This is a genomic window from Streptomyces sp. NPDC057616, from assembly GCF_042800575.1.
GTDB lineage: Bacteria > Actinomycetota > Actinomycetes > Streptomycetales > Streptomycetaceae > Streptomyces.
In genome coordinates this window covers 59150-80938 of the sequence record NZ_JBHVGU010000023.1, presented here as the reverse complement: position 1 = coordinate 80938, position 21789 = coordinate 59150, and the positions used below count along the sequence as shown (strand labels likewise).

The window sequence follows — 21789 nt, the reverse complement described above, 5'->3', positions numbered from 1 at the left end:
AGGTAACGCCGCCGAGACGATTGGTCAAACTTGATTAGCGGTCGTCCTCCGGGTGCCGCTCCCCCGTCGCGTACGGGTTCTCCTCGTCGTCCGCCAGGACGCCGACGAAGGGGTCGCCCTCCCCCGCGAACGTGTACGCCCCGCCCTCGATCCGCCCGATCAGCCCCTGGGTCCACGCGGCCTCGGCGTCGGCCGTGTGGACCCAGAGGTTCATGATCTCGCCGATGTGGCCGAGCTGTTCGGGGCCGTCCTCGGGGATGTAGTGCTCGGTGACCGAGGAGCGCCACGCCTCGGTGCGCCGGATCCGCTCCTTCAGCAGCGCCACCGCCTCGGCCCGCGGCAGGTCGACCATGAAGCCGATGGCCGCCGACTTGACGTCCATCTTCTGGTCGTACGAGGTCAGCGCCTCACGCAGCAGCCGGACGTACTCCTCGGTGCCCCGGTCGGTGAGCTCGTACTCCGTGCGCGGCGGGCCGCCGGCCGTCGACGGCGCGATCTCGTGCGCATGCAGCAGTCCCTGCTTCGCCATCTGCTTGAGCGCGTGGTAGATCGAGCCGGGCTTGGCGTTGGACCACTCGTGCGCGCCCCAGTACTCCAGGTCGTTGCGCACCTGGTAGCCGTGGGCCCGCCCGTGCTGGCGGACCGCGCCGAGCACCAGGAGACGGATCGCTGACATGGGGCCAGCGTAGGACCCTTGACGTCAGCCCCCGCTCGTGCCCTGCTCCTTGGCGACCAGCTCGAACGCGGTGGCGCCGTCCAGGGACTCCCGGATGATGTCGGCGTGCCCGGCGTGCCGCGCGGTCTCGCGGATCAGGTGCAGGCAGAGCCAGCGCACCGAGACGCGGCCCTCCGGCGGGAACCAGGGCTGGTCCGGCAGCGGGAAGGTGTCGTCGAGGCTCGGCACGGAGCGGATGTACGCCTCGGTCTCCGCGGCGACCTTCTCCCAGTACGCGAGCTGCGACTCCACGGTCTCGCCCTCGACCAGCAGGAACGTCTCGTGCCAGTTGGACGCGTCCCGCTGGATGGCCGGCGGCTCCTGCCGGGCCCGCGCGATCCAGCCCTGCTCGACCTCGGCCACGTGCTTGAGCAGGCCGGACAGGGACAGCTCGCTCGCGCTGGGCCTGCTCGCGGCCTGCTCCTCGGTCAGCCCGAGCAGGGCGCGCCGGATGCCGCCGCGCTGCTCCTCGATGAACGCGAGCAGCGCTCCGCGCTCGTCGCCCTGGGCCTCTGCGGAAACGTGCGTGACCATGACCGGCCGCCTTTCGTCGGATGCTGGGGGGCTGGGGGCTCCCCCTGACACCGACGACGCTACGGGCCCTTTAGGACAGGTTCCGTCCTAGAAGGGGAAGCCGCTGCGGCCGTGCTGCACCGAGATCCACTTCAGCGTGGTGAAGCAGTCGACGGTCGACTCGCCGTTCAGCCGGCCCACACCCGAGCTCTTCTCGCCGCCGAAGGGCACGAGCGGCTCGTCGTGGACGGTGCCGTCGTTGACGTGGAACATGCCGGTGTCGATCTGCTTGGCGAAGCTGACGCCGCGCTCGACGTCGCCCGTGTGGACGGCGCCGCTGAGGCCGTACGGCGTGTCGTTGACGATGGCGACCGCCTCCTCCTCGCCGTCGAAGGGGATGAGGAAGGCGACCGGGCCGAAGACCTCCTGCCGCAGCAGCGCCGAGTCGGCCGGTACGCCGGTCAGGACCGAGGGCTCGACCAGGTTCTCGGTGGTCGCGCCGTGCACCAGTGCCGTCGCGCCCTCGGCGATCGCCTGCTCGACGGTGGCCGAAATGGCGTCCGCCTGCGAGGAGTTGATCACCGGGCCGATGACGGTCTGCGGGTCGCTCGGGTCGCCGGACTTGAGCGTCCTGACCTTGGCGACGAACTTCTCGGTGAACTCGTCGGCGATGCTGCGGTCCACGAGCACGCGGTTGGCGGCCATGCAGACCTGGCCCTGGTGGACGTAGCGGCTGAAGACCGCGGCGTCGACCGCGTAGTCGATGTCGGCGTCGTCGAGGACCACGATCGCGCTGTTGCCGCCGAGTTCGAGCACCGAGCGCTTGAAGTGCGAGGCGCAGACGGTGGCCACATGGCGGCCGACCTTGTCGGAGCCGGTGAAGGAGATGACCTTCGGGACCGGGTGCTCGATGAAGGCGTCGCCGATCTCGGCGATGTCGGTGATGACGACGTTCAGCAGGCCGCCCGGCAGCCCCGCGTCCTCGAAGATCTTCGCGACCAGCGAGCCGCCGGTGATCGGGGTGTTCTGGTGCGGCTTGAGCACCACGCCGTTGCCGAGCGCGAGGGCCGGGGCGACCGACTTCAGGGACAGCAGGAAGGGGAAGTTGAAGGGGCTGATGACGCCCACGACCCCCACCGGCACGCGGTAGAGGCGGTTCTCCTTGCCGTCCACCGGCGACGGGAGGATCTTGCCCTCGGGGCGCAGCGCCCACTGGATCGACTCGCGCAGGAACTCCTTGGCCAGGTGGAGTTCGAAGCCGGCCTTCAGCCGGGTGCCGCCGAGTTCGGCGATGATCACCTCGGCGATCTCCTGCTCGCGCTCCTCGATCAGCCTGAGGGCCTTCTCCAGGATCGCCCGGCGCGCGTACGGGTTGGTCCGCGCCCATTCCTTCTGGACGCGGGCGGCGGAGCGGTACGCCTCGTCGACCTCGTCGACCGTGGCTATGGTGATCGACGCCAGCTTCTCGCCGTTGTACGGGTTGAAGTCGATGATGTCCCAGGAGCCGGTACCCGGGCGCCACTCACCGTCGATGTACTGCTGGGCCAGGTCGGTGAAGTAGGACGACATGTGATCCCCAAATCACTAGCAGACAGACGATCGACGTCACGGTCTGATCACACGTCATCGTACTGGTGACACAAGTGAGTTGGGGACGCTCCGCAATCTTCTGGGGAGAACTCTAGGAAAGTTGGAGGAGACCTCGTAGAAGATCGCGGCTCTCGTCCGGACCCGGACTGTCCTGCTGGAGCTCCTTGAGCGCCTTCTCGTACTGGAGGACGTCCTCGCGTTTGTCCAGGTAGAGGGCGCTGGTGAGCTGCTCCAGGTAGACGACGTCCGACAGGTCGGACTCGGGGAAGCTGAGCAGCGTGAACGCACCGCTCTCGCCCGAGTGGCCACCGAAGCCGAACGGCATGACCTGCAGCCGTACGTTGGGCCGCTCCGAGATCTCGATCAGGTGCTGGAGCTGGCCGCGCATCACCTCGCGGTCGCCGTAGGGCCGGCGCAGGGCGGCCTCGTCCAGGACGACGTGGAACTCGGGGGCGTGCTCGGAGACCAGGCTCTTCTGCCGCTCGAGCCGCAGCGCCACGCGCTTGTCGACGTCGGCGGCGCTCGCACCCTTCATGCCCCGCCGCACCACCGCGCGCGCGTACGCCTCGGTCTGCAGCAGGCCGTGCACGAACTGCACCTCGTAGGCGCGGATCAGGTGCGCGGCGCCCTCCAGGCCCACATAGGTGGGGAACCAGGTCGGCAGGACGTCGGAGTAACTGTGCCACCAGCCCGCGACGTTGGCCTCGCGCGCCAGCGAGACGAGCTGGGCGCGCTCCTGCTCGTCCGTGATGCCGTAGAGCGTCAACAGGTCTTCCACGTCGCGCGTCTTGAAGCTCACACGGCCCAGTTCCATCCTGCTGATCTTGGATTCGGAGGCGCGGATCGAGTAACCCGCTGCTTCGCGGGTGATTCCGCGCGCCTCGCGCAGCCGCCTGAGTTGCGAGCCGAGCAGCATGCGCCGCACCACCGATCCGGGCTCTCCCACGCTCACGTTCGCCAGCCTCCCCAACCGCTTCAGGGGCCAGAGTCTGCCACTAAAACACTCCGAGCAGTACTCGTCCGATTACAGAGAAGGCAAGAACTCAAAGATTCCGCACAGGAGAAGGGAAGGAGTTGGCAACCAGAGGGAGAGAAGATGGCGGAAAAAATGCCCCACAAGCGGTACGGGGACGTCCAATTCGGTCACGTGCACGTGCATCTGCACCTTGCATCTGCACCGCGCATCCGAAACCATGGTCCCGCGCCACCGCTGCATCGCAACGACCGCGAATTCCCGGGAGTGCCTCGCATGGGGACGAATGGATCGACCATGCTCGAGCCGTTACGGCAGGGCCTTCCGCCGCTTGACCTCACGGCCGTGTCCAACGCCGCCTCCTGCGCCCTTCCCGCCCGGTACGAAGCCGTGCGCGAGGCACGGAACTTCACCCGCAGAACCCTCGGCCAGTGGGACATAGGCGAGCGCTTCGACGACGTGTGCCTGGTGGTCTCCGAGCTCGTCACCAACTCCCTGCGGCACGGCCTGCCGGCCGGCACCCTGTGCACCGCGGACCAGAGCCCGCCCGTACGGCTGCACCTGATGCGCTGGACCGAGCGGCTGGTGTGCGCAGTACGCGACCCGAGCCAGGCCAGCCCGGTCGCCCGCGAGGCGGACGACTTCTCGGCGGAGTCGGGCCGCGGCCTCTTCCTCGTCGACTCCTTCGCCGACGGCTGGGGTTGGCACCCGATGGCGGGCACGCTGGGCGGCAAGGTCGTCTGGGCGCTGTTCCGGCTGCCGCACGCGGCCAGGCCGCAGTCCTCCGAGTAGGGCACCCGGGCGTTGTTCGACGCCCGGGTTCTACGCGCGTTACCGACCGTAAAGAGCTGATTGCCCCGAGTTGCCCCAGGGGCGGGCGGCGGTCAGCCCGCTATCAGGTGGTCGAACTCGCCGTCCTTGATGCCCAGGAGCATCGCCTCGATCTCCGCGCGCGTGTAGACCAGCGCCGGACCGTCGGGGAAGCGCGAGTTGCGCACGGCCACCTCGCCGCCGGGCAGTCTCGCGAACTCCACGCAGGAACCCTGCGAGTTGCTGTGCCGGCTCTTCTGCCAGGCCACCCCGGTCAGCTCCGTGGCTGTCATGCCGTTGTACGCGTCGCGGTCCACAGGTCGCTCCCCGGTGGTGGTGCGGTGGCCGTGTGGCCATTGATGCAGAGGTCAACAGTCCGGATCATAGCCGTGTTCATGTGCAGATGCATGAGCAGATGCACGTGCACGCGGGGTGGTCCTGCGGTTACAGCTTTGGCGAGCGCTTTACCCGATCCCTTCGAGCGTCTGCCCCAGTGCCTGCAGGACATGCGATCGCCAGCCGCCGCCCATGATCCTGCGCGCCATCAGTTGCGCCGGGTCGTCCGGGTCGAATCCCTCGTGCACTAGGAACAGACGCGTACCGCGCCCTTCCTGTTCCAGTGTCCACGTGATGGTCCAGTCCGCGGGATTGGCCGGATCGGCGTCGGCCCAGCGGAGGGAGAGCATCCGCCCGATGTCGTAGGCGAGGACCCGCACGTCGACGACGCCGGAGAAACTGGTGTTGGGCCTGGGTACGGCGGTCAGGCGATACCGGTGCCCCACCTCCAGCCGGAAGTCCTCGGCCCCCTGCATCTGCCACTGCACGAGCAGCTCGGGCTCGGTCAGGGCGCGCCAGACCTTGGCGGGCGGGTGCGGGTAGAAGTGGTCGACGCGGATGACGGTGAGATCGTCGTCGCCCGGGTCGCCGCCGTGCGTGGGTTCGGTGCTCATGCCGGGTCATCGTCGGGCATACGGTCCAGCAGATCGCCGAGGCCCTTCAGCCGCTCGCGCCAGAACCGCTCGTAAGGATGGAGCCAGTCGTGCACCTCGGCGAGCGGGGCCGCCTCCAGCCGGTAGATGCGCTGCCGGCCGGAGCGCTGCTCGGAGACCAGGCCTGCCTCCCGGAGCACCTTGAGGTGTTCCGAGAGGCTCGGGCGGCGCATGTCGAAGTGGTCGGCCAGGGCCTGGACGGGCTGGGGTCCGCGCTCGCGCAGCAGCCGCAGCACCTCGCGGCGGGTGGCGTTCGCGAGCGCGGCGAAGACGCGGTCGTCGGCGGCCTCTCGGGCCCCGGCTGCGGGCATGGCCGGCCTTTCTACTCGTGGGCCTCCGTGATCAGCATCAGACCGTTGCCGTCCGGGTCCCGGAAGGAGGCCATCCGCCCCCACGGGAAGTCGTCCGGGCCCTGCACCTCGGTGCCCGCCCCGGCGAGCCGCGCGCAGTCGGCGTCGACGTCGGTCGTGACCAACATGATCCCCCGGGTCGATCCGGGCTCGAAATCCCCCATCCCCGGCCCGGACAGCGTGAAGACGGTCTGTGCGCCCTTCGGCGCGACCTGGAGCCACCGGCCGGGCGGCATCTGGAGGTCGGCGGTGACCTCGAAGCCGAGGACGTCCCGGTAGAAGCGCAGGGCGCGGTCCTGGTCGGTGACGGGGAGGGTGACGAACGAGGCGTGGGTGATGTTCATGGGGCTCATGGCATTGATGGCGTTCATGGTGGCGACGATAGGTAGGAATTTCCCTACGAGTCAAGCGTAGGGAAATTCCTACCTGTCCGTCTGCCCGTGGGAGGGTCCCCGCCGTCGGCGCTCGCAAGTCCTCCCGGCAAATCTCACAGGCGCTCCCCATGGGGCCGGTGGGTGCTGCTGGTAGCTTGCTGCGGGCGTTTCGGTCATGGACCGGGGCGTTCGGCCACCGCCTGCTACAGCTTGGGAGCTTTCAGTGACTTCGTCGATGTTCACGCGTTCCTCTCGCAGGGTGTCGCGTCGGCAGGTGCGGATCGCGGCGGCGGCCGCGGGGCTGGTGGGCGCGCTGGTGCTGAGCGCGTGCAGCGACGGCGGCGGCTCCAAGGACGACTCCTCGTCCAGCCCCTCCTCCGCGTCCTCGACCGCGACGGCGGACACGGGCGGCGGCACCGGGGGGAGCAGCGGGACCGCGAGTACGTCCGACGACCTCCAGGGCAGCTGGCTCGCCACGACCGGCGGCAAGGCCGTCGCGCTGGTGATCAACGGCAAGCAGGCCGGGCTCTTCTCCACCGGCGGAACCGTGTGCAGCGGCACCGCCGGCAAGGAGTCCGGGATGCGGATGATCCACCTGACCTGCTCGAACGGCGACAAGGGCCGGGCGTCGGGCATGGTCGACTCCGTGTCGAAGAGCGCGATGCAGGTGACCTGGTCGGGCAGCGTCGGCAAGGAGACGTACACCAAGTCGAAGGGCGGGAGCCTGCCGACGGGGCTGCCGACGGCGAGCCTCGGGCAGTAGCCGCCGGGGGGCGCGCGAGCGCCGCACGCGCGCGTGCGTGATGATCGGTGCACGCGATCACCGGCGTCACGCCGCAGAGCACCAGAGGACCCCTATGCGCGCCACCCCCATCGCCGTCGCCGCTCTCTCCGCGGCCCTCCTTCTCTCCGCCTGCGACAGCGGCGGCGGTGACGACGGCAGCAACGGCAAGGCCGCCAAGTCCGGCGACGCCTGCACGCTCGACGGCGTGGGCGTCCAGGTCGGGGCGAGCGCCGCCCCCTCCGCCGGTGACTCGGGCGACGTCACCGTCACGATCACCAACCGCGGCGCGAAGTGCACCCTGGACGGCTTCCCGGCCGTCCGGCTGAAGGCCGGCGCCACCACGAGCACCGTCCCGTCCGACAAGGCCGCCAAGGCCCAGAAGCTGACCCTCGCCAAGGACGCGACCGCCTCCTTCACGATCACCTACGTCCGCGGCGAGACGGGCGGCAAGCAGAGCCTCGCGGTGAAGTCCGCCGGGTTCAGCCTGCCGGGCTCCTCCGCCGAGCACGGCCTCACCTGGTCGTACGGCGATGTGGCCCTCAAAGGCGGCGCGGACCGGCCGAACGCCTCGGTGACCGCCTTCCAGCAGGCCGGCGACTGACGCGCGGCCGTCCCGACCGGTTCAGGGCAGCCGCGGCCGGGTCCCGACCTGGGCCCGGTCCGCGGCCTGCGCGCCCTCGGTCCAGCCCGCCTCGTCGCTCACGCCGCGCAGGCGGCTCGTGGTCGTGTGCGGGAACAGCCGGTCCGTACGGTCGGTGACGGCGACCTCGCGGGAGGCCAGCACCGGGAGCAGGTCGTCGGTCACCTGCGTCTCGGCGGCCGCCGCGAGGCGCGTGCCTATCCGGTGGGCGTAGGCCGCGAGGAAGGACTGGCGGAAGGTCTTGGTGCGCTTGCGGCCGCCCGCGCGCTGAGCCGCCTCCGCCTTCGTCATGGCGGCCGTGGCCTGCACCAGCAGCGACGTGTGGAGCAGTTCGACCGCCTCCAGGTCGACCTCGAAGCCGACCACGGTGGAGAAGCCCAGTGGTTCGTTCCACACCGCGCGGCAGTGGTTGGCGGTGGCGACCGCGTCCAGCAGCACGGCCTTGGCCTGCTCGTACGGCGCCTCGACGCCGATCCGGCAGGCTCCCGGGGCCGACGGGGACGGCGCCCGGGCCGCGAGCAGGGCCTCGTCGATGCTGTGCCGGGCCATCAGCTCCTGGGCCTTGGCGGACAGCGCCTCCGCCTCCTCCGGGAACCCGGTCGCCTCCGCCTTGGCGAGCAGCGCCCGGATGCGGGTGAGCATGCGGGACTCGGTGCCGCGGCCGGAACCGGGGCCGGATCCGGGGCCGGGCGTCGACCGGTGCGTGGGGTCGTCGAGGGATTCGAGCGTCGGCAGGCGCAGCAGCAGGCGGTACAGCTCCAGGACGGTGGTCGCGTGCGAGAAGCGGTCGGTGCCGGGGGGTGCGGCGACGGGGTCGATGCCCCGGGACGACGCGGCGCCTCGGGTGGTCCCGGCTTCTTCGGCCTCGGCGGTGAGGTCGGCCAGCTGCGCCTGCCAGCGGGGGCCGCGCGGGCCGTCGTACGGCGCCTGCGCGCGGATCAGCGCCGCGGCCACGCGCACGTGCACGTCGTCCAGTTCGCGCCGCACGATTCGCACGACGTCGGCGGGCTGCCAGCCGCGCTGCCAGGCCGTCGCCACGAACTCCCGGCCGCGCCGGGCCAGTTCGGCGTCGGCCGCCGGGTCCGCGGCCAGCAGGGAGGCGCCCGTGTCGAGGGCGGTGTCGGTCTCGGCGTACAGGGCGGCCGCGAAGGCGCTGTCGACGGTGCGGGACGCAGTGCTGCTCACCCGTCGATCGTGCCACGCGGCACCGACGACCGGGCCGGACGGCCGGGTCAGCCGTACATGCCGGGGCGGCCGTGGATCAGGGCCGGCGCTCGGCCGGGTCAGCCGTGGATGAGGGCCAGCGCGCGGTCGAGGGCGTCGGGGGCCGGGCAGGGGACGTCCGGGAGGACGCCGGTGCCCTCCCAGTTGGTGCCGGAGACCGGGTTGAGCGACCGCCCGACCGGGATCGTGGCCTCCAGGTTCGGGTGGACCGCCCAGCCCTCGCGCGGGTGGGCGCCGCCGCGGGTGGTCTCCCCCACGACCGTCGCGCGGCCCAGCTGCTGGAGGTCGTAGGCGAGTTCCTCGGCGGCGGAGAAGGTGTCCGGGCCGGTGAGGACGTGGACCGGCTTGGTGCCGCCGAAGCGGGCGCCGGGGACGTGCGGCAGGCTCCAGGACTGGTCGTAGCGGTCGCCCGCGCGCGCGTACATCGTGTTGAGGTGGGTGCGCTCGTCCAGGAGGTAGCTGCAGACGAAGGCGACGGTGTCCGGGTCGCCGCCGCGGTTGGACCTGAGGTCGAGGATCAGCGCGTCGGCGGGCGCGACGAGGGTGAGGGCGGCGGTGAGCGGCCCGGCGGACCAGTCGAGCGGGAAGAGCGCCGGGGCCAGTTCGAGCAACGCGGTGCCGCCGTCCAGGAGCTGGACGCGCGGGGCGCCGCCCAGGGAGGCGTCGAAGTCGCGCCGCATCGCCGCCAGCGCGGCCTCGCCCTGCCCCCGCGGCACCTGCTGCGCGTGGTACTTGAGGCGCAGATGCGGATCGCCGTTGACCGACTGCAGGTCCGCGGTGACCAGGCCGCCGAGCTCCTCCGCGCTCTCCACGTCGTAGGCGCCCTCCGCCAGCCGCCGGCGCAGCAGCGCGGCCAGCTGCTCGCCGATCTCGGGGAAGACGTAGTGCCCGGTCAGGAGCCGGGCGGTCTCGTCGACGACCGCGGGAACGTCGGTGACGGGTACGGCGGCCGAGGCCGCCGCGGGTGCGTCGGAGGCGTCGGAGACGTCCGTGGCCGGAGTGCTCGTCGCGGTCGTCGCGGTCGTCGCGGTCGTCGTGGTGGTCGTGGTCGTCGTCATGGCAGCCGAGTCAATCACCGTGGGCCCGGGCCTCACACGGCGTTTTCCCGGACTCGTCCCGCTCCCCGAAATTCGGTCGCCACCCGCGCCCGGCCGGTTCCAGCATGGCCGCATGGTGGACATGTCTTCGTACGCGGCCTTCCTCGTGGCCGCCTTCGCGCTCTGCATCACCCCCGGCCCCGACATGATGTTCATCGTGGCGATGGGCGGCCGGGGCGGGCCCAGGACCGGAGTGCTGGCCGCGTTCGGCGTGGCCTGCGCGATGTTCGTGCACACGGTCGCCGCCGCGCTCGGCCTGTCGGCGCTGTTCCTGGCGCTGCCGACGCTCTACCACGTGCTGCGCTGGGCGGGCGCGGCCTATCTCCTCCACCTCGCGGTCAAGGCCTTCCGGGACCGTGCGGTGCCGGTGGAGGAGGGGGCGCCGGCCGGGCCGGGCCGGCGGCGCGCCTTCTGGCAGGGGGCCGTCACCAATCTGCTCAACCCGAAGGTGATCCTCTTCAACGTCTCCTTCCTGCCGCAGTTCGTGGACCCCTCCCTGGGCCATGTGCGCGAGCAGTTCCTGGTCTTCGGGCTGACGATCACGGTCATGGGGTTCGGTGTGGACGGCTCGATCGGCCTGCTCTCCGGGCGGCTCTCCGCGCTGCTGCGCCGCAGCCGGCGGGTGGCGCGCGGGCTGAACATCCTCAGCGGGACGGTCTTCACGGGGCTGGCGGTGCGGCTGGCGGCCTCACCGAAGTGACGGCACGCGCGCGTGCCGGTAGATCGATGTCAACCGTCGGTTGACAGTCCAGAGGTGTCAACCTACGGTTGACACATGACGACCAATCCCGGCATCACGTCATCCGTACGTCTCGACGACCTCATCGCAGCCATCAAGAAGGTCCACTCCGAGCCGCTCGACCAGCTCCAGGACGCGGTCATCGCCGCCGACCACCTCGGCGAGGTGGCCGACCACCTGATCGGCCACTTCGTGGACCAGGCCCGGCGCTCCGGAGCGTCCTGGACGGACATCGGCCAGAGCATGGGGGTCACCCGGCAGGCGGCGCAGAAGCGCTTCGTGCCCAAGGAGTCGGCCGGCCTCGACCCGAACCAGGGCTTCGGCCGCTACACCCTGCGCGCCCGCAACGTGGTGATGACCGCGCACAACGAGGCCAAGTCCGCCGGCAACACCGAGGTCGCGCCGGCCCACCTGGTCATCGGCCTGCTCGCCGAACCGGAGGGCCTGGCCGCCAAGGCGATCGTCCAGCAGGGCGTCACCCTCGACGCCGTGCGCGAGGCCGCGACCGCCGCGCTCGCGCCGGGCGCCGAGGAGGCTCCCGAGCTGGTGCCGTACTCCTCCGACGCCAAGAAGGTCCTGGAGCTCACCTTCCGGGAGGCGCTGCGCCTCGGCCACAACTACGTCGGCACCGAGCACATCCTGCTGGCCCTGCTGGAGTTCGAGCACGGCTCGGGGGTGCTCGCCGGCCTCGGTCTGGCGAAGCCGCCCGTGGAGTCCGCGCTCGCGAAGGCGCTGGAGGGGTATCTGCAGCCCCCGCCCACGCAGGGCTGACGCCGTTGTCAGACCCCCCTGCGACACTCGCAGCATGGCCGACCGCTGGGCGCTCGCTCCGGCCGAGGACGGTGGCGTGGAGATCGCCCCCCTCGGTCCGGACGGGCTGCTCGCCGGACCGGTCCGCTGGGAGCCCGACCTCGCGACGGCGGTGCGGGCGCGGCCGGACGTCGCGCGCTGGGTGTGGCGGTCCACGGCCGAGGTGTATCCGCGTCTGCTCGCCACAGGGGTGCGCGTAGAGCGGTGCTACGACGTCGAGGACGCCGAGACCCTCCTCCTCGGCCACGAGGGCAGGTACGGGGAGCCACGCTCGGCGGCCGCCGCCCTGGCCCGGCTGCGCGGCGGCCCCGTACCGCCGGACCCACCGCTGCGGGCCGCCGAACCCGGCGCGCAGTCCTCCCTCTTCGAGCCGCAGGCCGTGCACGTCCCGCTGCCCGACCTCGTCGAGGTCCACGCCGGCCAGCAGCGGCGGCACGACGCGACCGCGCACCCCGACCGGATGCGGCTGCTGACCGCGGCCGAGTCGGCGGGCATGCTGGTCGCCGCCGAGATGAACCGCTCGGGGCTGCCATGGAGCGCCGACGTGCACCGCCGGGTGCTGCACGAACTGCTCGGCGAGCGGTACGCGGGCGGGGGCGAGCCCCGGCGCCTCGCCGAACTCGCCGACGAGGTGTCCGCCGCCTTCGGCCGCCGGGTGCGGCCGGATCTGCCCGCGGACGTCGTCAAGGCGTTCAGCCAGGCCGGGATCAAGGTCAGGTCGACCCGGCGCTGGGAGATCGAATCCGTCGACCACCCGGCCGTGAAACCGCTGCTGGAGTACAAGAAGCTCTACCGCATCTGGGTCGCGCACGGCTGGTCCTGGCTCCAGGACTGGGTGCGCGACGGGCGGTTCAGGCCCGAGTTCCTCGCCCACGGGACCGTGACGGGGCGCTGGGTCACCAACGGCGGGGGCGCCCTGCAGATCCCCAAGGTCATCCGGCGCGCGGTGGTCGCCGACCTCGGCTGGCGGCTCGTCGTCGCGGACGCCGACCAGATGGAGCCGCGCGTGCTGGCGGCCATCTCCCGCGACCCGGGGCTGATGGAGGTGGCCGGCCGCGAGACCGACCTCTACCAGTCCGTCTCCGACCGGGCCTTCTCCGGCGACCGCGCGCAGGCCAAGCTCGCCGTGCTCGGCGCGGTCTACGGCCAGACCTCGGGCGACGGCCTGAAGAACCTCGCCGCGCTCAGACGCCGGTTCCCCAAGGCGGTGGCGTACGTCGACGACGCGGCGCGCGCGGGCGAGGAGGGGCGGCTCGTACGGACCTGGCTGGGACGGACGTGCCCGCCGGCGGCCGGGTCGGGCGACGCCGTCGAGGAGGCCGGCATCCCGCAGGACGAGCCGGCCGAGTCCACCGCGGGCGACGAGTGGGTGCCGGGTTACGCCTCCACGAACACCCGCGCCCGCGGCCGCTTCGCCCGTAACTTCGTCGTCCAGGGCAGCGCGGCCGACTGGGCCCTGCTGCTGCTCGCCGCGCTGCGGCAGACCTGTGCCGACATGGCGGCCGAGCTGGTCTTCTTCCAGCACGACGAGGTGATCGTGCACTGCCCCGAGGAGGAGGCCGAGACCGTGGTGAAGGCCATCCGGGAGGCGGCGGAACTGGCGGGCCGGCTGACGTTCGGGGAGACGCCGGTGCGGTTTCCGTTCACGACGGCGGTGGTGGAGTGCTATGCCGATGCGAAGTGAGCGGCCCGCGCGGGAAACTCCCGGGGCGGGGGTCAGCGCGCGTCGGCCGTGGCCAGCAGGTCCCGCAGGTCCGCCAGCACCGTCTTCTCGTCGGTCCCGTCCAGCGCGTCGAGGGCGCAGCGCCATTCCGCGTACGCCTCCTCGCCGAGCCCCTGCTCCCGCAGCAGGAGACCGCGCTGGTGGCGGGCGAGACCGCCCGTGTAGCGGTCGGCCCGGGCGTCGGCGCGGCGGAGCAGCTCGGCGCACTCGTCGCCGGCCCGTTCGCCACGCCCGAGCAGCCGCAGCGCCCGCACCAGGCCGAGCCGCGTCTGGGACTCGCCGTGCCAGTCGCCGTGGCCGCCGAGGATGCGCAGGCTCTCCTCGAAGTGGGGTACGGCGGCGGCCGGTTCACCGAGGGTGAGATGGGCGTAGCCGATGTTGCAGTGCGCGGAATGCTGCACGATCACGGCGCCGATCTCGTCGCCGATGGCGAGCGAGCGCCGGTGCTGCTCGATCGCCGCCCGCGGGTCGGTGTGCTCGTAGAGGTTGCCGAGGTGGCTGCGGGTCACGGCCTCGCCCTGGGGGTCGTTCAACTGCCGTGAGTACTCCAGGCTCTGGCGCAGGGCCTGCCCCGACTCCTCGTAGCGGCCGAGTCCTTCGAGGAGCAGGCCGCGGTTGTTGAGGCAGCGGCGCAGCCGGGAGACATGGCCGAGCCGGCGCCAGATCGTCAGCGCGCGGTCGTTGAGGGCGAGGGCCTCGCTCTGCTGCCCGGTCAGGAAGTGCAGGCCGGCGAGATCGCCCAGCGCGTACGCCTCGGCGGCCTCGTCGCCGAGCCTCCGTGCGGCGCGGAGACCGGCTCGGCCGAGCACCTCCATCTCGGCGACGCGGCCGCTGCGCTGCACGTACGGGAAGAAGAGGCGGATCAGCGTGGAGACGCGGGCGGCTCTGCGAGTTCCGGTGTCGGTGCCGACGTGCGGCTCGCCGGCGTCGTCCACGTGGCGCTCTACGAGTGTGATGACGTTCACCAGCTCCATGTCGCCCCAGGCGAAGGCCTGTTCGGCGCATTCGAAGGGTGGGAGGGCTGCGACGTGTGCCGCGTGGTCCGCGGGCTGGGCCGCGGTCGGGCGGCGGCGGTCGTCCTGGTCGAGGCCCGGCTCCACGATCGCGGTGAGCACGAGCTCGGCGACGGCGGCGTACCAGGGCAGGGCGGAGTCGACGTCGCCGGCTCCTTGGGCCAGTTCACGGGCGAAGTCGCGGACCAGGTCGTGCGGGGCGTAGCGGCCGTACGTCGTCTCCTCCAGCAGGGCCACGTCGACGAGCCGGTCCAGTGCGGCCTCGGCGCGGCGCGGGTCGATGCCGACGAGGTGGGCGAGCAGGGGTGCGCCGTAGGCGGGCAGGTCGAGGGTGCCGATGCCGCGCAGGACGAGGGCGGCGTCGCGGTCGGCCTCGCGTTCCGAGGCGGCGAGCGCGTCGTGGGCGACGGCCAGGGAGCGCCGGACGCTCAGGTCGTCGTATTCGAGGTGGTGCAACCGGCCGCCGGTGGCGTCCAGCTGGCGGGCCAGTACGTCCGGGGTGAGCGCGTGGCGGGCGGCGAGGCGGGCGGCCACGATGCGCAGGGCGAGCGGGAGGCGGCCGGTGAGGGCGACGAGCGGGTGGTCGGCGTCCAGGGTGTCCCGGCCGGAGGCCGCTCTCAGCAGGGCCGCACTCTCCTCGTCGCTCAGCGGGGCGAGCGGGAAGCGGCGGGCGCCGTCGAGCGTCGTCAGCGGCGAGCGGCTGGTGATGATCACGGCGCAGCCGGGGCCGGCCGGCAGCAGCGGGCGCACCTGGGCGGCGTTCGCGGCGTCGTCGAGGAGCAGGAGGGTGCGGGTGGGGGCGAGTTTGCTGCGCAGCAACGCGGCGGCGGCGTCGGGGTGTTCGGGGATGTGGCGGGGCTCCGTGCCCAGGTCTCTCAGCAGCGCGGTGAGGGACTGGGCGGGGGTGAGGGGGGTCACGCCGGGGGTTGCGCCGTGGAGGTTGAGGTAGAGCTGGCCGTCAGGGAAGTGGGGGCGGACCTCGTGGGCGGTGTGCAGGGCGAGGGCGCTCTTGCCCACGCCTGCCATCCCGCTGATCACTACGTGGTTTCGGCGGGTGAGGAGGGTGTGCTGCAGGGTGGGTCGTTCTGCGGTTCTGCCGGTGAAGTTCGGTGGAGGTGGGGGGAGTTGGGCGAGTGCGGTGGTGGTTTGGGGGGTGGGCACCCGGTCTTCGGCCGGGTCTGGATTCCCACCCGCACCACCCGTACTGCTTTCGTCGTCGGGCGCCGCCGGCCCCTGTGGTGGGTTCTCGCCCTCGGCGGCCTCGGGTTCGACTTTCGGCGCGGGGGTCTCCCTCAGTACCTCCTCGTGCGCCCGTCTCACCGACTGACCCGGTTCCACGCCGAGTTCTTCCCTCAGCCGGGCGCGCAGGTCCCGGTGGACCGCGAGAGCCTCTGCCTGGCGGCCGGTGCGGTGGAGGGCGAGCATCAGCTGGCGGTGGTAGGACTCGCGCAGGGGGTGCTCGGCGGTCAGGGCGGACAACTCGGGGACGATGCCGTCCAACCGGGCGTCGCCCACGGCCAGTTCGGCGTCGTAGCGCCACTCCAGGAGGAGGAGGCGGGCCTCCTTCAGACGCTGGATGAAGGCGTGGCCGCCGAACTCCGGCGAGAGGCCGCTGAGCGGAACGCCCCGCCAGAGGGCCAGCGCGGACGTGCACTCCCGCACGACGCGCTCCCAGTTGCGGGCGGCGTGGGCGCCGCGTGCCGTGGCGAGATGGCGTTCGAAGACGTGGACGTCCAACTCGCCCTGCTCGACGCGCAGCAGATAGCCGGGCGGCACCGCGCGCAGCCGGTCCGGATCGTCGAGCAGCCTGCGCAGACGGGCCACGTGGTTGTGCAGCGAAGCCTGCGCGGACGCGGGCGGCGCCCCGGCCCACAGCGCGTCCTTGAGCGACTCGACGGAGACGACGCGGCCGGCTTCGAGGAGCAGGGCGGCGAGCAGCGTGCGGACCTTGGGGCTGCCGACGGTTCGCACGTCGGCGTCTCCCGCCCCCTCGTCGACGTCGTGGAGAACCGGCGGCCCCAGCAGTCCGAACCGCAGCTCGCACCGACCCACGCCGTCCACTGCCTTTCCGGGTTTCTGGCGGACATCCGCCCTTGTCACGGCGGTTTCGCGCCAATCGGCCGGGGGCCGGAAGGGAGAACCGTTGGCCACATGTTAGCGATCCGTTGGTGCGGCCTGATGTGATCACTTCATCGGATCTGGCCCGGGGGTGCGCGCGTACGACGCGCAACTCGGGGGAGTGACGCCGCCGTGGCCGGATCCGGGGACGTGGGAGGGTCCCGGTCGGCGGAGGTGAACGACCGGGACCCTCGTCCCCTCTCTTCTCTTTCTTGGTTCTTCTCTGCTCTTCTCTGCTCTTCCCTGTTCTTCTCCTGCGTCAGATCACCGGTGGCCGGCCCAGCCGTGACAGTCGCCACACCGTCCGCCACCGCATCGGCCGCCGCTCGCCGGCCGGCTCCCGCAGGCCCTCCACGAAACCGCCGAGCCAGGCACGCAGGCCCGCGCCCGAACGGGTCCGTAGGAGAGTGAGCAGCGTCCAGACGCCCAGGTGGACGGGGATGAGCGGGAGCGGGAGGCGGCGGCGGACCAGCCAGACCCGGTTCCGGGCGGTCACCCGGTGGTAGATGGCGTGCCGGGCCGGTGAGGTCTTCGGGTGCTGGAGCAGGAGTTCCGGTGCGTAGAGGATGCGCCAGCCGGCGTCGGCGGCGCGCCAGGCCAGGTCGGTCTCCTCGTGCGCGAAGAAGAACTGGGCGGGCCAGTCGCCGATCTCGTCGAGCATGGCCGACCTCAGGGCGTGGCCGCCGCCGAGGAACCCGGTGACGTAGCCGCCGCGCATGGGGTCGGCGGCGCCGAGCCTCGGCACGTGCCGCTGCTGGGTCTCGCCGTGCTCGTCCGCGATACGGAAGCCGACGATGCCGAGCTTCGGGTCGGCGGCGAACAGGTCGCGCACCCGGCGCAGCACGTCGGCGTCGACGAGCAGGCCGTCGTCGTCGAGCTCCACGACGACGTCGACGTCCCCGAACTCCCGCAGCTGGGCCAGCGCCTGGTTGCGTCCGCCCGGACAGCCGAGGTTCTCGTCGAGTTCGAGCAGGGTGACCTCGCCCGGCAGCGACAGCCGCTCGGCGAAGTCGGGCAGCGGGCAGCCGTTCCCGACGACCACGATCCGCGCGGGGGCGACGTCCTGCTTGGCCACGGACTCGAGCAGGGCGTCTACCTCGTCGGGCCGGTTTCCCATGGTCACCACCGCTACGGCGATCCTCGGCGTACGCAGGTCCCCCATGCCCTCACCCCATCCAGGCCGCCGTCAATTCCGGCCGCGATGCTAGCCGTTAACGGTAAGGACTTCCTGAGGACGCCGATTCGTGAACCAAATCGATCCCCTGTACGGCGCACGTTCCCGCCCGCCCCTACGCCTCGGCCCGCGCCCCGTGGCCCTGCGCCTGCTCGGCGATCCGCTGGAGCGCCTGTGGACGATCCCGATCCCTCGGCCCGCACAGGTCACCGGCCAACCCGGCGAGCAGCGCCTCACGCATCGCGGCAGTGGCTACCGCGAGCGTCGCCGGGTGGGGAAGGTACTCGTCGGTGTGGCAGGCCGGGCGCACCGGGCCGAGCCGCCCACCGGGTTCGCCGGACCCGACGAACCAGTACACGGCCGGGCAGTCGAAGGCCCGGACGAACACACTGCCAGCCGAAGGGTCATCGCGCACCCGTCGTGGAGGTCGCCCGCATGGGGGTCCCGGACCGCAGTGGGCGGGCCGACAGCATGGCCTCGGTCATGCGGTCGTGATCAGCCGGCTGCGGCGGGTCGACGGGGTCGAACGCCCGGCGCAGCACGGTCGCCATCATGCGGGAGGACGCCTTCGCCCGCTCCGGGTCGTCCGCGTGCCCCGCACGGGCGACGAATCCGCTGACGACGGCCTCGATGGACAGTTGGCCCTCCGGGGAGCAGACCGCTTCGATGAGCAGGCCGTGCGATGAGCAGGCCGTTGTCGCGCAGCAACTCGAGACACGGCATGCGCGCCAGGAGGGCGACGAGGGAGATCCCGAGGGCGTCCGCGTTCCCCTGTGCCGCCACGTGGGTGCCGAGCACCTGCCCGTCACGGGTGTTGTAGGCCCGCAGTACCGGATTCGCCATGACCAGGCGGTACAGCACGCCGCTCGTACCATGCAGCGTGGCGATCCTGCGGTCTCCGGGCACGAGAGCCATGAACTGGGCGTGCACGTGCTCGAATTCGCGCACCAGCACGTCGTCGGCTCCATGCGCCGCAACCCCTCGGCGCGCCACTCCAGGGCCCCAAAAACAAACGAACCGCAGGTCAGAGGAGCGACCTGCGGTTCATCTCGGAGCCGCCTTCGGGATTCGAACCCGAGACCTACGCATTACGAGTGCGTTGCTCTGGCCATCTGAGCTAAGGCGGCGCGCTTCCGCACCATGGTGCGATCAGCAACGTCGGTAAGTCTACACAGTTTCGAGGGGTGCTCCGTACCGGCCCCGGGCCGGGCTGCCGCGGGGCCGGGGGCACCCCTATGAGCAGCGCTTTCCCTGGGTGGGAGGGGTGCCGCGGAGCAGGTAGGTGTCGATCGCGGAGTCGATGCAGGTGCTGCCGCGGCCGTAGGCGGTGTGGCCGTCGCCGACGTAGGTCAGCAGCCGGGCCGAGGTGAGCTGGCGGGACAGGGACTGGGCCCAGCGGTACGGCGTCGCCGGATCACGGGTGGTGCCGACGACGACGATCGGCCGGGCACCCTTCGCCTCGATGCGGTGCGGCGCCCCCGTGGGCCTCACCGGCCAGTACGCGCAGTTCAGGGCGGCCCAGGCGAGGCCCTCGCCGAAGACCGGGGACGCCTTCTCGAACGCCGGGAGCGCCTTCTGCACCTCGCCGGGGCCGGCGAAGGCGCCCGGCAGGTCCAGACAGTTCACGGCGGCGTTGGCGAACATCAGGTTCGAGTAGCGGGCGCCGGCCTCGCGCTCGTAGTAGCTGTCGGAGAGGACGAGCAGTCCGGCGCCGTCGTGCTCCTTCATCGCCGTCGACAGCCCCTCGCGCAGCTGCCCCCACGAGCTCTCGTCGTACATCGCGGCGATCACGCCGGTCGTGGCGAGCGCCTCGCCGAGCTTGCGGCCGTCGGCGTCGCCGGCGGGGAGGGGGTGCGCGTCCAGCTTCCTGAAGAAGGCGCTGAGGTTCCTGCCGACCTGAGCGGGCGAGGTGCCCTTGCCGCCGAGGGGGCAGTCGGACTGCCGCACGCAGTCCTTCGCGAAGGACTGGAACGCCGTCTCGAACCCCGCCGTCTGGTCCAGGTTCATCCGGCGCGAGGTCAGGGTGGGGTCCATCGCGCCGTCCAGGACCATGCGCCCCACCCGGTCCGGGAAGAGCCCGGCGTACGTCGCGCCGAGGAACGTCCCGTACGACGCCCCCACGTACGACAGCTTCGAGTCGCCCAGCGCCGAGCGCAGGATGTCCATGTCGCGGGCCGCCTCGACGGTGGACACGTGCTGCAGCAGCTTCCCGGAGCGCTTCTCGCAGCCGTTCGCGAACTTCTTGTCCGCGGCGACGAGTTGGTCCGTCTCCCTGCGGTCGTCGGGGGTGTTGTCCGTCTGCGTGTACGCGTCCATCTGACGGCCGTCGAGGCATTCCACGGGCTCGCTGCGGGCGACGCCGCGCGGGTCCACGGCGACCATGTCGTAGCGGGCGCGGACGCTCGCCGGGTAGCCGATGCCGGCGTACTGCTGGAGGTACCCGATCGCCGAGCCGCCCGGTCCGCCCGGGTTCACGAGCAGTGAACCGAGCGGCCTTGTCTTGCCGGTGGCCCTCTTGCGGGCCACCGTGAGCCGCACGTCACCGGCGTCCGGCCGGGCGTAGTCCAGCGGCGCACGCATCGTGGCGCACTGGAAGCCCGGCACTCCGCAGCTGCGCCAGCTCAGCTTCTGTCCGTAGTACGGCGTCAGGGCGGACGGCGTCGACCGCGGCAGCGCGGCCAGCGCCGCCGGTGCCGCGTGGTCACCGGTAGCGGTGTCCGCGCTGCCGCCGGAGGTGCAGGCGGAGACGAGCAGCGCGGCGGCTGCGAGGAGGGCCGCGGCGGTGCGGGGCCGACAGGGACGGGAGCTGCGCCTGAGGTACATCTGGCGAGCGTAACTCTGCGCAGCCACATGATCGCTGTCCGCGCACACCGTGGCTCGTACGAAGGACAACGTCAACGCACCTTGCCCACCCGCGCCGTCGTCAGCCCGCTCTGAGCGCCATCGTCATCGCCTCCACCGCCAGCAGCGGCGCCACATTGCGGTCGAGGGCGTCGCGGCAGGCGGCGACCGCCTCGATACGGCGGAGGGTGGACTCCGGGGAGCTGCCGCGGGCGAAGCGCTCCAGGGTGTCCTCCGCGTCCGCGTTGGCGATGGCCACGCGGGAGCCGAGCTGGAGGGCGAGGACATCGCGGTAGAAGCCGGTGAGGTCGGTCAGGGCGACGTCCAGGCTGTCGCGCTGCGTGCGGGTCCTGCGGCGCTTCTGCTTGTCCTCCAGGTCCTTCATCACGCCCGCCGTGCCTCTCGGCAGCCGGCCGCCCTGGGCCGCGCCGAGCGCCGTCTTCAGCTCGTCGGCCTCCTTGCCGTCCCGCTCCTCGGCGAGCTGCTTGGCGTCCTCGGCGGCCGCGTCGACGAGTTCCTGGGCGGCCTTGAGCGCGCCGCCGATCTCCTCGACCCGCAGCGGCAGCTTCAGCACCGTGGCGCGGCGCTCGCGGGCGGCCGGGTCGGTCGCCAGCCGGCGGGCCCGGTCGACATGCCCCTGCGTGGCGCGGGCCGCCGCGGCGGCGACGGCCGGTTCGACACCTTCGCGCCGTACGAGCATGTCGGCCACGGCGTCCACCGACGGCGTCAGCAGATTGAGGTGGCGGCAGCGGGAGCGGATGGTGGGCAGGACGTCCTCGACGGAGGGCGCGCACAGCAGCCAGACCGTGCGCGGGGCGGGCTCCTCCACGGCCTTCAGGACGGCGTTGGCCGACTTCTCGTTCAGCCGCTCGGCATCCTCGACGAGGATGACCTGCCAGCGGCCGTTGGCAGGCGAGGTGTACGACTTGCGGACGGTGTCGCGCATGTCCTCGGCGAGGATCTGCGAACCGACGGCGGCCACGGTGGTGACGTCCGCGTGCGTACCGACGATCGCGGTGTGGCAGCCGTCGCAGAAGCCGCAGCCCGGGCTGCCGCCGAGCGCGCGGTCGGGGCTCACGCACTGGAGCGCGGCGGCGAACGCCCGCGCCGTCTGGACCCGCCCCGCACCCGGCGGCCCCGTGAACAGCCAGGCGTGGGTCATCTTCGGCGCCTCGGGCGGCGCCGTGCCGTCGGTGGCCGCGGTGACCAGCGCGTCGGCGTCCCGGGCAGCGGCGTCGAGCTGCCCGGCCACCTTCTCCTGGCCGACGAGGTCGTCCCAGACGGTCATGAGGTCACCCCGCCCCTTCGTCTC

22 protein-coding genes and 1 tRNA gene are annotated in these 21789 nt (G+C 72.0%); 6 read left to right on the top strand and 17 right to left on the bottom strand.

Annotated features, from left to right (window positions below):
• Positions 1–34: 34 nt before the first annotated feature.
• The 4 genes from ACFU97_RS27430 to ACFU97_RS27415 form a co-directional block, all read right to left on the bottom strand.
• Entirely contained in the window at positions 35–676 is a 642-nt protein-coding gene (locus ACFU97_RS27430) for a PadR family transcriptional regulator (RefSeq protein ID WP_384261491.1), read from the bottom strand.
• Between the two features lie 24 nt (positions 677–700).
• The gene (locus ACFU97_RS27425; protein ID WP_384261488.1) at positions 701–1249 is read right to left on the bottom strand and encodes a DinB family protein; all 549 of its coding nucleotides are present in this window, start codon (positions 1247–1249) and stop codon (positions 701–703) included.
• A gap of 87 nt (positions 1250–1336) precedes the next feature.
• Positions 1337–2797 (bottom strand): aldehyde dehydrogenase family protein, encoded by a 1461-nt coding sequence (locus ACFU97_RS27420; RefSeq protein ID WP_384261486.1) that lies wholly within the window; start codon positions 2795–2797, stop codon positions 1337–1339.
• 112 nt (positions 2798–2909) lie between these two features.
• A complete protein-coding gene (locus ACFU97_RS27415) occupies positions 2910–3734 on the bottom strand; it encodes a helix-turn-helix domain-containing protein (protein WP_384261698.1) in 825 nt (274 codons plus the stop codon).
• Positions 3735–4067: 333 nt separating this feature from the next.
• Here ACFU97_RS27415 and ACFU97_RS27410 point away from each other — a divergent pair, with 333 nt between their 5' ends.
• Entirely contained in the window at positions 4068–4583 is a 516-nt protein-coding gene (locus tag ACFU97_RS27410) for an ATP-binding protein (RefSeq protein WP_384261483.1), read from the top strand.
• A gap of 92 nt (positions 4584–4675) precedes the next feature.
• Here ACFU97_RS27410 and ACFU97_RS27405 read toward each other — a convergent pair whose 3' ends face one another.
• The 4 genes from ACFU97_RS27405 to ACFU97_RS27390 form a co-directional block, all read right to left on the bottom strand.
• The gene (locus tag ACFU97_RS27405) at positions 4676–4894 is read right to left on the bottom strand and encodes a DUF397 domain-containing protein (RefSeq protein WP_384261695.1); all 219 of its coding nucleotides are present in this window, start codon (positions 4892–4894) and stop codon (positions 4676–4678) included.
• Positions 4895–5065: 171 nt separating this feature from the next.
• Positions 5066–5551, bottom strand: a complete 486-nt coding sequence (locus tag ACFU97_RS27400) for an SRPBCC domain-containing protein (RefSeq protein WP_384261481.1) — start codon at positions 5549–5551, stop codon at positions 5066–5068.
• Positions 5548–5901: an ArsR/SmtB family transcription factor gene (locus ACFU97_RS27395; protein WP_384261478.1), complete on the bottom strand. Its 354-nt coding sequence runs from the start codon at positions 5899–5901 to the stop codon at positions 5548–5550. The genes ACFU97_RS27400 and ACFU97_RS27395 overlap by 4 nt, the downstream gene beginning before the upstream one ends.
• A gap of 11 nt (positions 5902–5912) precedes the next feature.
• Positions 5913–6284 (bottom strand): VOC family protein, encoded by a 372-nt coding sequence (locus ACFU97_RS27390; RefSeq protein WP_384261693.1) that lies wholly within the window; start codon positions 6282–6284, stop codon positions 5913–5915.
• Between the two features lie 265 nt (positions 6285–6549).
• On the opposite strand from ACFU97_RS27390, the gene ACFU97_RS27385 reads away from it, so the two are divergent.
• Entirely contained in the window at positions 6550–7077 is a 528-nt protein-coding gene (locus ACFU97_RS27385) for a hypothetical protein (RefSeq protein ID WP_384261691.1), read from the top strand.
• Between the two features lie 94 nt (positions 7078–7171).
• Positions 7172–7699, top strand: coding sequence for a DUF4232 domain-containing protein (locus ACFU97_RS27380; protein WP_384261476.1), 528 nt, complete (start codon positions 7172–7174; stop codon positions 7697–7699).
• Positions 7700–7720: 21 nt separating this feature from the next.
• Here the strand turns inward: ACFU97_RS27380 and ACFU97_RS27375 are convergent, their stop codons facing one another.
• Positions 7721–8923, bottom strand: a complete 1203-nt coding sequence (locus ACFU97_RS27375) for a DUF2786 domain-containing protein (RefSeq protein ID WP_384261473.1) — start codon at positions 8921–8923, stop codon at positions 7721–7723.
• Between the two features lie 98 nt (positions 8924–9021).
• Complete coding sequence (locus ACFU97_RS27370; protein ID WP_384261471.1) at positions 9022–10020, bottom strand: S41 family peptidase; 999 nt, start codon at positions 10018–10020, stop codon at positions 9022–9024.
• 112 nt (positions 10021–10132) lie between these two features.
• On the opposite strand from ACFU97_RS27370, the gene ACFU97_RS27365 reads away from it, so the two are divergent.
• The 3 genes from ACFU97_RS27365 (at position 10133) to ACFU97_RS27355 (ending at position 13292) form a co-directional block, all read left to right on the top strand.
• Positions 10133–10759 (top strand): LysE family translocator, encoded by a 627-nt coding sequence (locus ACFU97_RS27365; RefSeq protein ID WP_384261469.1) that lies wholly within the window; start codon positions 10133–10135, stop codon positions 10757–10759.
• A gap of 75 nt (positions 10760–10834) precedes the next feature.
• The gene (locus ACFU97_RS27360) at positions 10835–11569 is read left to right on the top strand and encodes a Clp protease N-terminal domain-containing protein (RefSeq protein ID WP_384261466.1); all 735 of its coding nucleotides are present in this window, start codon (positions 10835–10837) and stop codon (positions 11567–11569) included.
• Positions 11570–11603: 34 nt separating this feature from the next.
• A complete protein-coding gene (locus tag ACFU97_RS27355; RefSeq protein ID WP_384261464.1) occupies positions 11604–13292 on the top strand; it encodes a bifunctional 3'-5' exonuclease/DNA polymerase in 1689 nt (562 codons plus the stop codon).
• 32 nt (positions 13293–13324) lie between these two features.
• Here the strand turns inward: ACFU97_RS27355 and ACFU97_RS27350 are convergent, their stop codons facing one another.
• The 7 genes from ACFU97_RS27350 to ACFU97_RS27320 form a co-directional block, all read right to left on the bottom strand.
• Positions 13325–16396, bottom strand: coding sequence for a BTAD domain-containing putative transcriptional regulator (locus tag ACFU97_RS27350; protein ID WP_384261461.1), 3072 nt, complete (start codon positions 16394–16396; stop codon positions 13325–13327).
• Between the two features lie 325 nt (positions 16397–16721).
• Entirely contained in the window at positions 16722–17615 is an 894-nt protein-coding gene (locus tag ACFU97_RS27345; protein ID WP_384261688.1) for a glycosyltransferase family 2 protein, read from the bottom strand.
• A 136-nt stretch (positions 17616–17751) separates the two neighbouring features.
• Positions 17752–18024 carry a hypothetical protein gene (locus tag ACFU97_RS27340; protein WP_384261459.1) on the bottom strand — a complete coding sequence of 91 codons (273 nt, stop codon included), beginning with the start codon at positions 18022–18024 and terminating at the stop codon, positions 17752–17754.
• Between the two features lie 16 nt (positions 18025–18040).
• Positions 18041–18190 (bottom strand): hypothetical protein, encoded by a 150-nt coding sequence (locus ACFU97_RS27335; protein ID WP_384261456.1) that lies wholly within the window; start codon positions 18188–18190, stop codon positions 18041–18043.
• Positions 18191–18689: 499 nt separating this feature from the next.
• A tRNA-Thr gene (locus ACFU97_RS27330) sits at positions 18690–18763 on the bottom strand.
• 106 nt (positions 18764–18869) lie between these two features.
• The gene (locus tag ACFU97_RS27325; protein ID WP_384261454.1) at positions 18870–20459 is read right to left on the bottom strand and encodes an alpha/beta hydrolase; all 1590 of its coding nucleotides are present in this window, start codon (positions 20457–20459) and stop codon (positions 18870–18872) included.
• A 100-nt stretch (positions 20460–20559) separates the two neighbouring features.
• Positions 20560–21765: a DNA polymerase III subunit delta' gene (locus ACFU97_RS27320; RefSeq protein ID WP_384261452.1), complete on the bottom strand. Its 1206-nt coding sequence runs from the start codon at positions 21763–21765 to the stop codon at positions 20560–20562.
• Between the last annotated feature and the right edge of the window lie 24 nt (positions 21766–21789).

Excerpts from the sequence above, each read along its gene's own strand:
- ACFU97_RS27430 (WP_384261491.1), bottom strand. The coding sequence starts at position 676 with ATGTCAGCGATCCGTCTCCTGGTGCTCGGCGCGGTCCGCCAGCACGGG.
- ACFU97_RS27425 (WP_384261488.1), bottom strand. The coding sequence starts at position 1,249 with ATGGTCACGCACGTTTCCGCAGAGGCCCAGGGCGACGAGCGCGGAGCG.
- ACFU97_RS27420 (WP_384261486.1), bottom strand. The coding sequence starts at position 2,797 with ATGTCGTCCTACTTCACCGACCTGGCCCAGCAGTACATCGACGGTGAG.
- ACFU97_RS27415 (WP_384261698.1), bottom strand. The coding sequence starts at position 3,734 with ATGCTGCTCGGCTCGCAACTCAGGCGGCTGCGCGAGGCGCGCGGAATC.
- ACFU97_RS27410 (WP_384261483.1), top strand. The coding sequence starts at position 4,068 with ATGGGGACGAATGGATCGACCATGCTCGAGCCGTTACGGCAGGGCCTT.
- ACFU97_RS27405 (WP_384261695.1), bottom strand. The coding sequence starts at position 4,894 with ATGACAGCCACGGAGCTGACCGGGGTGGCCTGGCAGAAGAGCCGGCAC.
- ACFU97_RS27400 (WP_384261481.1), bottom strand. The coding sequence starts at position 5,551 with ATGAGCACCGAACCCACGCACGGCGGCGACCCGGGCGACGACGATCTC.
- ACFU97_RS27395 (WP_384261478.1), bottom strand. The coding sequence starts at position 5,901 with ATGCCCGCAGCCGGGGCCCGAGAGGCCGCCGACGACCGCGTCTTCGCC.
- ACFU97_RS27390 (WP_384261693.1), bottom strand. The coding sequence starts at position 6,284 with ATGAACATCACCCACGCCTCGTTCGTCACCCTCCCCGTCACCGACCAG.
- ACFU97_RS27385 (WP_384261691.1), top strand. The coding sequence starts at position 6,550 with ATGTTCACGCGTTCCTCTCGCAGGGTGTCGCGTCGGCAGGTGCGGATC.
- ACFU97_RS27380 (WP_384261476.1), top strand. The coding sequence starts at position 7,172 with ATGCGCGCCACCCCCATCGCCGTCGCCGCTCTCTCCGCGGCCCTCCTT.
- ACFU97_RS27370 (WP_384261471.1), bottom strand. The coding sequence starts at position 10,020 with ATGACGACGACCACGACCACCACGACGACCGCGACGACCGCGACGACC.
- ACFU97_RS27365 (WP_384261469.1), top strand. The coding sequence starts at position 10,133 with ATGGTGGACATGTCTTCGTACGCGGCCTTCCTCGTGGCCGCCTTCGCG.
- ACFU97_RS27360 (WP_384261466.1), top strand. The coding sequence starts at position 10,835 with ATGACGACCAATCCCGGCATCACGTCATCCGTACGTCTCGACGACCTC.
- ACFU97_RS27355 (WP_384261464.1), top strand. The coding sequence starts at position 11,604 with ATGGCCGACCGCTGGGCGCTCGCTCCGGCCGAGGACGGTGGCGTGGAG.
- ACFU97_RS27335 (WP_384261456.1), bottom strand. The coding sequence starts at position 18,190 with ATGATGGCGACCGTGCTGCGCCGGGCGTTCGACCCCGTCGACCCGCCG.
- ACFU97_RS27325 (WP_384261454.1), bottom strand. The coding sequence starts at position 20,459 with ATGTACCTCAGGCGCAGCTCCCGTCCCTGTCGGCCCCGCACCGCCGCG.
- ACFU97_RS27320 (WP_384261452.1), bottom strand. The coding sequence starts at position 21,765 with ATGACCGTCTGGGACGACCTCGTCGGCCAGGAGAAGGTGGCCGGGCAG.